Source organism: Stenotrophomonas sp. YJH_SMC_135 (assembly GCF_059372355.1).
Genome location: NZ_JCAFVN010000008.1, coordinates 83,771 through 93,941 on the forward strand (window position 1 = coordinate 83,771; position 10,171 = coordinate 93,941).

The following is a 10,171-nucleotide window of genomic DNA, read 5'->3' on the forward strand; positions in this document are numbered from 1 at the left end:
GCCCGCTACTCAGAAGCCGGTGTTGAACTCCAGCTGGAACACGTCGATCGACAGCGGCGCACCGGACACTTCCTTGGCCGCCATCCACTTGCCGCTGATCCAGCTGCGCGCGTCCAGCGCATAGGCACCGCCCACGTAGTAGCCGCGGGCGTTGGTGCCACCGAGGTGGAAGTTCGGATCGTTGTAGGCATCCGGCAGCGCATCGGCCTCGATGTGCTTGTAGCCCAGCAGCGCCTGCCACTGGCCCTTCTCCTTCAGCTCGGTGGCACCGAAGGCGGCCTGCAGCATCCATGCGGTGTCGCCGCTGCGGAAGGTGTCGATGCTGGCGGCACCACCGGCACCGTAGTTGTTGACGATGCCGTTGTTGGCGCGACTGAACATCGCCTGCTTGTCGTAGGCCAGGTTGCGGATGTAGTCGCCTTCAAGGCGCAGGCCGACGTCCTGGGCCAGCTGCGTATCCCAGCGCAGGTTCAGCGTGGCCAGGCGGAATGCCGAGGCCAGGCCGACATACTGCGGGGTGGGCGTATTGGCCGGATCCAGCGGATTGCGCGCGATGTCGCGGATCAGCATCAGGGTGTTGCCCTTCTGCATGAACGCCGGACGCGACCAGTCGGTGTCGCAGCCCACTGCGCCCGCATACAGCGCGCACGGCGAGGACAGGCGGCCGCTGATGTTCTTGAAGTCGTAGTAGCCCAGTGCCGCGCGCAGCGCGTTGTCGTCATTGAAGCGCCAGTTCACGCCCACCTGCGCACCGGACAGCCACTTGTTCTCGTTCGGGGTCTTGACCCGGCTCTGGCTGGGCGAGCTGTCGGAGGTGTACTCCAGCGGTACCACCGCCAGATTACCGAACAGGCCGAGGTCACCGCCGCCGAAGTCGTACTGCAGGTTGGCGGCCAGGCCGTCGAAGTTGAGGTCGTTGGAGAACAGCGTGTCGCTGGTCCAGAACGGATTGCCGAAGCGGCCGCCGCGCACCGTCACCCAGTCGGCCGGGCTGTAGGCCAGCCAGGCCTGGTCCAGCCACACGTCCTTCTTGCTCAGGCCACCGCCCAGCTGCTCGGTGGTCGACACCGGGCCATTGCTGCTGCCGCTGGCCAGGCGCACACCGGCCGTGGTGTGCTGGCCGATGGTCGCCTCGATGCCCAGGCGGGCGCGGATGCGCCACAGGTTGCGGCGGTCCTGGCGGGTGTTCAGCAGCGGTGGCAGCTGCAGGTTGGTGTTGGTGTTGGTGTCGAAGCCGTTGCCGGAATTGATCGACGACCAGTTGCTCACGATGTCGCTGTTGCGTTCGGAGAAGAAGCGCGATTCGCTGCGCACGCGCATGTCACCAGTGACCTTGATGCGCTTGGTCCATTCAGCCACTTCGTTCGGTGCCGCCCAGCCCTCGGACCTGGCCTGCGCCATCACGTCCTGGCGTACTTCGTCACGGATGCCGTCGCGCACGCTCTGCGGCACGTAGGGCACGCGCACGTCGCCGGCTTCCAGGGCGACACCGCCACTGGCGGCCGAGGTCGCGGTGGCTGTACTGCGCTGGGCGGCCGCCGCTTCGGCCTCGGCCTGCACCAGCAATGCCTGGCCATCTTCGGGTTTCAGTGCGCCGCTGGCGATCAGGCCCTTGATCAGCTTGACCATGGTCGTTTCGGCGGCCATCGCACCGGTCGGGGCGGCCAGGCTGAGCAGCACGGCGCAGCACAGCAGCGCCCGTCGGGCCGGCCGCGGGCGTCGGGAATCGGTTCGTGCGCGGACGTGGTCGTTCATCACGGTTCTCATCGAAAGAAGGGAAATCACGGAGGTCGGGAATCAGGCCCCGGGCCGGCGGCCCTGGATCAGGACGCGGGCGGGGAAATCAAGCGACGGTGGGGGTGCCTGGTCGACCTTGCCGATGCGGCGCAGTGCATCGAGCACGGCCGCGTCGGCCTCCTCGTTGCCACTGCCACGCACCAGCTCGACCTTTTCCAGGCGGCCATCGCGGGCCAGCCACACATTCACCTGCAGCTGGAACGCCAGGCGCTTGACCTTGTCGTCGCGCGAGATTGCCTGCTGCATCAGGTAGCCGAGGTAGCGCCCATAGGTGGCATTGCCGGCACCGCCGCGACCGACGCCGGACGAACCGCCACCATTGCCGGACTGGATGCCGAAGTTGTCACCGCCGGCCTGCGCATCGGCGTTCATCGTCACCGGATCGGCATTGTCCGGAGTCGGTGCCGGCTCTTCAGCCGGCGTCGGCTGCTCCAGCGGCTCCGGTTCGGGCATCGTCTCCTCCGGCGGCGTTTCCGGCTCCGGCGGCTTTTCCGGCGGCGGCGGGGGTGGCGGAGGCGCTGGCGGCAGCGCCAGCATCGGCGGCTGCACCACCGGCCGGCGGGTGCTGGCGGTGTCCTTGAACAGCATCCACCACACGGCGATGCCGAGCACCAGCAACGCGGCCAGCACCAGCGCGACAGTCACCAGCAGCTGGCGACCGCGCATGCCGGGCTCCGGCCGAGGGGGTTGATGGGCCGTCATGCCTCAGCCCTGCGCCTTGCCGGTGACCAGGCCGACCTGGGCGAGCTCCAGGCGCCGCAGCAGGTCCAGCACCTCGACCACGCGGGCGTACTGCACCTGCGCGTCACCGCGCACGATCACCGGGAAATCCGGCGTGGTCGCGCGCTCGGTGCGCAACCGGTCTTCCAGCTCGGCCATCGTCACCGGGTAGGCATCCAGGAACACCTGGCCGCTGGGGTCGATGGTGATCGCCTTGGTCTTGGGCTTCTCCAGCGCGACGCTGTTGCTGGCCTTCGGCAGGTTGACCTCGATGCCGGGGATGGAAGCGTTGCTGGTCAGGATGAAGATCACCAGCACCACCAGCAGCACATCGACGAAGGGCGTCACGTTGATGCCCTTCTCGCGCTTCTTGATGCCGAACTTCGCCTTCTGGCCCATGGCGCGCCCCTCAGCCCTGGACCGCGGCCGGGCCGCGCCCGTCCTGCTCTTCAGCCAGGCGCGCGGCGAACTCGTCGATGAACACCGCCATGTCCGCGCCGATCGCTTCGGCACGCGCGCCCAGATAGTTGTAGCCGAACAGCGCCGGGATCGCGACGCCGAGGCCCGCGGCGGTACACAGCAGCGCCGCGGCCATGCCCGGTGCCACCGAGTTGATGTCCACCGCGCCGGCCATCGCCGCAACCACGAACACCAGCATGATGCCGATCACGGTGCCGAACAGGCCCACGTAGGGCGCGCCTTCGATGGTGGTCGACAGCCAGTTCATGCGCCGCGCCATCGCTTCCTGCTCGCGCACCATCACTGCATCCATCGAGGCGCGGATCGCCGCGATGGTGGCACCACTGAGGTAACCGCTGTTGCCATCGCGCTGGTGGCGTTGCTGCATTTCATCGATGGCCACCTGGTAGATGCGCCACAACGAGCCATCGTGCATGGCGGTCGGCGCCTTGCCCTGGCGGTCCATGTCGGACAGGGTGCGCAGCGGTACGCCGGACAGCTTGCCGAAGCTCTCGGTGAACACGGCATTGGCCTTGCTGGTACGGCCGAAGTGGCGGCTCTTGGCGATCATGATCGCCCACGACAGCAGCATCATCAGGCCAAGGATGGCGACCACCACCCAGGCATCGAACGGCATCGCCTTGAGGATGAAGGCGAAGTGGCTCTGCCCGGCGGACTGCTCGTCGGCGCCGTAGCTGACCAGGCGCGAGTCGGCGCCCTGAGCGGTGGCGTCGGCCAGCAGCAGCGCGGCCGGGCGTGCCACCCGCGAAATGCGCAACTCGTCCAGGGCACCTTCGAAGTTGGCCAGCGGCTGCGCGGCGCCCGGCGCATCGGCGCCGACCACCGGCGCGGTGGCCAGCGCCGGCAGCGCACCGCTCAGCTGGGCAGCTACGCGCCCATTGAGGTACAGCTGCAACGCGCCCTTCTCTGCCGTCAGTGCAACATGCGCCCACTGCCCTTCCGGAATCGGTTGCGCCGGCGTGCTGCGCTGGCCATTGAGCTGCACGAACGGCACGCGGTTCTCGATGCCCAGCACCAGTTCGGAAGCACCATCACGGCGGGCGTAGATGGCTTGAGCCGCATTGTTGCTGCCCGGCTTGATCCAGGCCGAAACGGTGAGCGGCGCGCCCGCTTCCTGCGCCAGCGACGCGCTGGCCGGCAGCGGCAGTGAGCCGGCGCCCAGCTGCACGCCGCGGCCGATCACCGCGCCTTCCGACGGCGGCACCACCGCACCGGCATTGTTGCCATAGGCGGTGGTGTCGCGTGCCGGCGCATTGGCCTCGGCAAAGTGGTAGACCAGCGTGTAGTCCGGATCGAACACCTGCTGGCCGTTGCCGCTGGCCGGGGCTTTTTCATTGCCGTAGTACATCCAGATGGTCTGCGGCGCGGCGGCACTGACCGCCGGCAGGTCCACCCAGACCAGGGCCAGGCCCAGCGTGGGATCGAACTGCTCGATCTGGTGGGCCAGCACGGTACGGCCATCACCCGAGACGAAGCGAAGGTCGTTGCCCGCATCCTGGGTGCCGTCGAAGCCGAAGTTGCCGGTATGCAGCCGCAGCAGCAGTGGCGTGCGGCCCGGGTCACCGGCCAGGCCCGCGCCCTGCGGGCCGGCGTCGACGGTGATCGGCTTGCGGTATTTCCATTCGGCCTGCCACCAATTGGCATCGGCCGCAGCCGCCGGCAACGCAACCAGCGCGGCCAGCAGCAGCAATACTCGGGAAAGCAAACGGTCCATGCGAAGGGTCTCCGGAGAACGCATGTTCAAGGGAAGGGTCAGTAGCTGGTGCTGATGTTGAAATGCAGGCGCGGGTCGTCCTTGCGCGTGACCGGGCCATCGGCATAAGGCCAGGCGTAGTCCAGGCGCAGTTGCAGGTGTTCACCCAGGCGCAGCTGCGCGCCCAGGCCGACCGAGGCCAGGTTGTACTTGTCACGCTGCTCGGGCAGCGGCCGGCGCAGGCGCAGGTAGGCCGCGTCGGCGAAGCTGTAGACACGCAGGTCGGTGCCGCTCCACAGCGACCACGCCGGGGTGCGCCATTCCAGGCTGGCCAGGCCGCCGTAGTCGCCGATCGCCTCGGCCGACAGGTAGCCACGCACGGTGTACATGCCGCCAGCAGCGAACTGCTCGGCCGACACCAGTGGCGCATCGGTTACCTGCAGCGAGCCACGCGCATACCACTGCCAGTCATTGCTGAAGGTGTGGGTGTTGGCCACGTCGGCCTTGAAGGCCACGAAGCTCGGGTCAGCCCAGTAGCGCTTCTGCCCGAACGCGGTGGCGTCGCTGCCGTAACCCAACAGGCGGCGGGTACCGGCCACCAGCTGGGTGTTGATGCTCAGCTGATCCTGCTCGCCCTGGCGCACGCCGACGAAGGCCAGGGTGATCGGCGCATACTTCAACGGTGTCTTCAGGCTGTCCTTGCCCATCTGCGTGTCTTCCTCGGTGTCCTTGAAATCCACACCGAGGCTGAGCTGGCGCCACCACTGGCTGCTGCCGGCAAGGCGGTAGTTGAGCTTGAGGCCGATCGAATGGCCGTTGCCGATCACGTTGGTGCCGGTGCCGGTACCGACCTGCCCGCCTGCATTCAACACGCGGCTGTCGGATCTGTAGCCGGAGGCTTCCAGGCTCCACGGCGTGCCTTCGAACGGCATCGTGTACGAGGCCGAGAACACCTTGGCCTGCTTTGTATCTTCCGGCGCCAGGTACATGCCGATGTTGGCGCTGTGCCCGCGCTTCCACAGGTTGTCGTAGGCCAGCGACGCACTCAGGCGCAGTTTCTCGGTGTCGGCACTGTGGTCGTTGTTGAGTGACGCGCTGGCACGCCACGGCGACTTCTCCTCGACCTGCAGGTCCACATCCATCGTGCCCGGCACCTGGCCTTCGCGCACCAGCGGCATCACCTGGCGACGCCCGCCTTCGTTCAGTGCGGTCAGTTCCTTCTGGGCCTGGTCGAAGTCCGGCACCTTGCCCTCGGCCAGTGCCGGTACGCGATCGCGTATGCGGTCGGGCGATTCGTGGCGGGTGCCGACCACGCGCAGCTGGCCGATCGGCGTCTGCTGCACCTTCAGCAGCACCACGCCGCCACTGACCTGCTGCTCGGGGAGTTCGACGTAGACCGACTGGTAGCCCGCCTGCTGGTACAGCGCGTGGACCGCATCGCGCGCCTTCTCGACATCGGCCAGGGTCCTGCCCGGGCCGAGGAACGGCTCTACCGCCCGTTCGATCTGACGCGGATCGAGCACGGTGTTGCCGCGCACGATGTATTCATTGATGTTCACGCTGGGCGCAGGCGCTGCCTCCTGCGCGAACAATGGCAGCGGCATCGCGGCCAGCGCCAGCACCAGCGGATGCAGGCGCAACGGAAAGCGGACGGCTCGGCACGGAACAGGAGTCATCGAAGGCATCGCGTCGTATCGGAGGGAGGGGCCAGGGAGCGGCGCGTGGGTCTACCAACAGGACGTGCACGTCGCGTCAAAACCGCCACCAGTTTTGTGACAGCACTGTCATCTTGTGACAGCGCCGGAGCACCAGCCGGCGTAGACTGCCCTCGCCACACGTCTTCATTGCAGAGCGTCGGTTGTTGCAGGAGATTCGCGATGAGTGGGCCATTGAAGGCGGGCCTTCGCCCTGCCCTCGCCCTTGCCTTGTTGCTGGCGTTGCCATCGGCCTGGGCCGGAGAGGCGAAGAAGCAGGACGGTGCTGCGCCGTGCATCGAAGTACAGGTCAACGGCGAGCGCATCCCCGCGTGGGAATGCCTGCAACGCAGGCTGGCGCCGGCGCCGAAATCGGCGAAGTCAGCGGCGCTGCCGGATGCCGAACGCCTGATGCGGCAGCCCGGCAACCAGCTGATGCAGTACAACCTGGAAGGCACGCGGCAACGCATGGGCGATGCCTTCGGGCGGTCCGTGGTACCGCAGCGTCCGGCGCGATGAACCCATGCATCTGCAGAGCCGAGCCCACGCCCGGCTGCGCCTGCACACCGTTCAACAGCCATGCAGAGGCAGCCGAGCGCGGGCTCGGCTCTACCGAGCGCCGCCCTGCGGAGCGGCCGGCACGATGCCATCGTTCGGCACCGGTGGCAGCGCGGGCACCGGCAGGCTGCGCGATTGCCCAGCCTGGTTCAGTTCCACCGCGTTGGCGCTGATGCTGGCCAGCACCGTACAGGGCCCCAGCCGCTGGCCGGGCGCGTAAGCCTCCGGCGGGCGTCCATCCACCGACAACAGGGCCAGGGGCGCGTGGTCACCCGCCATCACACCCAGCACGACCACCTCGGTCTGCACCGCACCGGGCGACAGCAGCCGCACCAGCGGCAGACTGGCCACCGCATCGAACAGCGGCCGCGTCGGCGCATCGGCATGCGCTTCGCTGGCCGCCGCCGCAGGCGCCACCGCAGACAGGGTGACGCTCCAATAGGCCACCACCGCCAGCAGCAGGGTGGCCGCCAGCAGGGTCAACATCCGATTGCGATCCCAGCGCCTGCCATCCATGTTCCGCACCATCGCCACGTTCGTGTCCGCCCACGCTAGCAGCCGCCGCTGACGCTTTTGTTTCATCATGCGGGCCTACGCTGGCAGGCATCGACCTGGACAGGAGGCAACGTCGATGCAGCACGTGCCGCGTGGTTTCACCCTGCTGGAACTGATGGTGGTGCTGGTGATCATCGGCATCTGCACGGCGGGCATCGGCCTGGGCCTGGGCAGCCTGCTCGACCCCGCGCGCCAGCTGCGGCAGGAGGCCGAACGACTGGCGCAGCGCCTGCAGGTGGCGCGCGACGAGGCCCGCATCGATGGCCGCCCCCTGCGCTGGCAGGCCGACGCCGCCGGCTACCGGTTCAGCAGGCGCGAAGGCACCCGCTGGGTGGACGTGCAACGCGACGACCTGCTGCGCCCACAGTCATGGCAACCGGCCGGCATCGTGGTGCAGCCGGCCACTCCGGTTGAACTGAGCCCGGAGTGGATCGGCGTGGCATGGGAACTGACGTTGTCGTTGCAGGGCCGCCAGCTGCGTCTTCGTGACGATGGCAGCGGACAGTTGCAGGTCGTGCAGTGAAGCGGAACATGCGCGGATTCACCTTGATCGAAGTGCTGATCGCACTGGCGATCGTTTCGATTGCGCTGGCTGCGGTCATGCGCTCGGTCGCGGTGGCCACCGACGATCAGTCACGCCTGCGCGACCGTCGCCTGGCGCTGTTGTGCGCGCAGGACCGCTGGCAGGAGCTGCGCCTGGCCGGGCAGCCGCCGCAGGATGCACGGCTGCGCTGCGTGCAGGGGCGAAGCAGTTTCCTGGTGCTGCAGCATATCGGCACGGGGAGTGACGGACAGCCGCAACTGGAACTCAGCGTGGCTGCCGAAGATGCACCGCGGCAGTCGCTGGCGCGGATGCAGCTGCCGTGGACCGCGGCGCAATGAAGCGTACCGCAGCAGGCTTCACCCTTATCGAGGTGATGATCGCGATCACCATCATGGGCGTGCTGGCGCTGATCTGCTGGCGAGCGCTCGACAGCGTGGCCAGCAGCGACCAGCGCCTGCGCCGGGCCGATGCCGAGACCACGACGGCACTACGCGTGCTGCAGCAGTTCCAGCGCGATATCGAGATGCGTGCCGACGATGCGCTGATGAACGGCGCGGTGCGCCCGGCGGATCGTCCGCAGCGACTGCTGCCGCCTTCGCTGGTGAGCGAACGGTACCCGGATGGCAGCTTTGCGCTGGAAATCACCCGCAGCGTCGACAGTGATGGGCTGCGCTGGCAGCGGGTGCGCTGGTGGCGGCAAGGCAACACGCTATGGCGCGCCAGCGGTACGGCGACGGACCGCTATCCCCTGCCCGCACCGGTTCCTTCGGAAGGCATTGCAGTGGCAAAGGATGTGCAGCGGTTCGAGGTGCGCGCCTGGCAACCCGGGGCCGGCTGGGCGATGCTGCCGAGCGAGGGCGAGGTGCTGCCGGCCACCGGGCTGGAACTGCGGCTGGGCCTGCGTGACGGGCGTGGACCGCTGAGCTACCGGCGCGTGCTGGAGCTTTAGGATTCCTCCCAGGCAAAGCACCCACGCATGGCGTGGATCTTATCTCTTGCCGATCTGGCACCTTGGGTGCCGAGAGCCCGGCGTGGGCGACCGTGTGGATCCAGGTCTTGCGACCGAGAATTAGCTTGGGTCCCCACGCCGGATTCTCCCTGAACCGCCCGAACAGTTGGTTGAGTTGGCGCTCGAACTGATAAGACTGGGCAAGCGGGGAGAGCTCTCGACCCTGTCAGCCTAGCGGAGTTCTGCCATGTTTGGGATCGGGATTGATGTGAGCAAAGCCACGCTGGATGTGGCCGTCCATGGAGAGCAGTTTCGCCAATTCAGCAACGACAAGCGCGGCTTTGTACGCTTAATTCGGTGGCTGAAGACGTGGCCGATCAAGCAGGTCGTTCTTGAGGCAAGCGGGGGTTACGAGCGTGCTGCTCTGGATGTATTGCACGCCGCCGGCCTGCCGATGGTGCGAATCAATCCGGCGCGTGCACGGCGATTTGCCCAAGGCACAGGCCGTTCCGCAAAGACCGATCGGCTCGATGCGACAGTGCTGGCGCAGATGGCCCATTTGTTACCGCTGACCCGCTACGTACCGCCTGCCCCTTGGCAGCAGCGTCTGGCTGAATTTGCGCAATGCCGCAGGCAACTGGTGCAGATGCGGGTCAGTGAGATGCAGCGCTTGCGGCGATTGGTCGATCCGGATCTGATTGCGATGAAGCAACGCCATATAGCTCAGCTATCTGACGACCTGAAGCAACTGGACAAAGCTATTGCCGAGCAGCTTGAGGGACAGCCTGGCTGGAAGAACATCGGCGCGCTCAAAGGCGTCGGCCCCATCCTGATCAGCACACTGGCCTGCGAGTTGCCCGAACTGGGCAGCTTGGGAAGCAAAGCCATAGCATCGCTGGTGGGGTTGGCCCCGATGAACCGCGAAAGTGGCACCTGGCAGGGCCAACGGCGGATCAGTGGTGGGCGCGCAGTGGTACGCGAAGCCCTTTACATGGCGGCCCTGACGGCCATCCGGTACGAGCCAAGACTGCGCGCGTTTTACGCTGGCCTGAAGGCCAAGGGCAAAGCGAGCAAGGTGGCGCTCGTGGCGGTCATGCGCAAAATGCTGGTGATCCTCAACGCCCGTAAGCGGGACGCCGAGGTGGCCCTCGGCTGCCCCTGACAAGACAGTTGCTACTGCC

At 67.3% G+C, this 10,171-nt stretch carries 11 protein-coding genes; 5 read left to right on the forward strand and 6 right to left on the reverse strand.

Annotated features, from left to right (window positions below; all coding sequences use genetic code 11):
• Positions 1 to 9: 9 nt before the first annotated feature.
• The 5 genes from AC5P98_RS20065 to AC5P98_RS20085 are packed head-to-tail and all read right to left on the reverse strand — an operon-like array spanning position 10 to position 6,366.
• On the reverse strand, positions 10 to 1,755 hold the full coding sequence (locus tag AC5P98_RS20065) for a putative porin (RefSeq protein WP_049404360.1): 1,746 nt from the start codon (positions 1,753 to 1,755) through the stop codon (positions 10 to 12).
• A 42-nt stretch (positions 1,756 to 1,797) separates the two neighbouring features.
• Positions 1,798 to 2,463, reverse strand: coding sequence for a cell envelope integrity protein TolA (gene tolA, locus AC5P98_RS20070; RefSeq protein ID WP_049404358.1), 666 nt, complete (start codon positions 2,461 to 2,463; stop codon positions 1,798 to 1,800).
• 39 nt (positions 2,464 to 2,502) lie between these two features.
• The gene (locus AC5P98_RS20075) at positions 2,503 to 2,916 is read right to left on the reverse strand and encodes an ExbD/TolR family protein (RefSeq protein ID WP_005409874.1); all 414 of its coding nucleotides are present in this window, start codon (positions 2,914 to 2,916) and stop codon (positions 2,503 to 2,505) included.
• A gap of 10 nt (positions 2,917 to 2,926) precedes the next feature.
• Entirely contained in the window at positions 2,927 to 4,711 is a 1,785-nt protein-coding gene (locus AC5P98_RS20080) for a DUF2341 domain-containing protein (RefSeq protein ID WP_032956763.1), read from the reverse strand.
• 38 nt (positions 4,712 to 4,749) lie between these two features.
• Positions 4,750 to 6,366 carry a ShlB/FhaC/HecB family hemolysin secretion/activation protein gene (locus AC5P98_RS20085; protein ID WP_049404356.1) on the reverse strand — a complete coding sequence of 539 codons (1,617 nt, stop codon included), beginning with the start codon at positions 6,364 to 6,366 and terminating at the stop codon, positions 4,750 to 4,752.
• Between the two features lie 201 nt (positions 6,367 to 6,567).
• Here AC5P98_RS20085 and AC5P98_RS20090 point away from each other — a divergent pair, with 201 nt between their 5' ends.
• Positions 6,568 to 6,903: a hypothetical protein gene (locus tag AC5P98_RS20090; protein WP_032956760.1), complete on the forward strand. Its 336-nt coding sequence runs from the start codon at positions 6,568 to 6,570 to the stop codon at positions 6,901 to 6,903.
• Positions 6,904 to 6,993: 90 nt separating this feature from the next.
• On the opposite strand, the gene AC5P98_RS20095 is transcribed toward AC5P98_RS20090, so the two are convergent.
• A complete protein-coding gene (locus tag AC5P98_RS20095; protein WP_172412061.1) occupies positions 6,994 to 7,470 on the reverse strand; it encodes a general secretion pathway protein in 477 nt (158 codons plus the stop codon).
• A gap of 103 nt (positions 7,471 to 7,573) precedes the next feature.
• Here AC5P98_RS20095 and gspH point away from each other — a divergent pair, with 103 nt between their 5' ends.
• The 4 genes from gspH to AC5P98_RS20115 all read left to right on the forward strand — a co-directional run bounded on the left by gspH (position 7,574) and on the right by AC5P98_RS20115 (position 10,152).
• On the forward strand, positions 7,574 to 8,020 hold the full coding sequence (gene gspH, locus AC5P98_RS20100; protein ID WP_014647360.1) for a type II secretion system minor pseudopilin GspH: 447 nt from the start codon (positions 7,574 to 7,576) through the stop codon (positions 8,018 to 8,020).
• An 8-nt stretch (positions 8,021 to 8,028) separates the two neighbouring features.
• Positions 8,029 to 8,379 carry a type II secretion system minor pseudopilin GspI gene (gspI, locus tag AC5P98_RS20105; protein WP_153643303.1) on the forward strand — a complete coding sequence of 117 codons (351 nt, stop codon included), beginning with the start codon at positions 8,029 to 8,031 and terminating at the stop codon, positions 8,377 to 8,379.
• The gene (locus AC5P98_RS20110) at positions 8,376 to 8,990 is read left to right on the forward strand and encodes a prepilin-type N-terminal cleavage/methylation domain-containing protein (RefSeq protein ID WP_049404354.1); all 615 of its coding nucleotides are present in this window, start codon (positions 8,376 to 8,378) and stop codon (positions 8,988 to 8,990) included. Before gspI ends, AC5P98_RS20110 begins: the two co-directional genes overlap by 4 nt.
• A gap of 247 nt (positions 8,991 to 9,237) precedes the next feature.
• Complete coding sequence (locus AC5P98_RS20115) at positions 9,238 to 10,152, forward strand: IS110-like element ISStma6 family transposase (protein WP_049404353.1); 915 nt, start codon at positions 9,238 to 9,240, stop codon at positions 10,150 to 10,152.
• Positions 10,153 to 10,171: the final 19 nt, after the last annotated feature.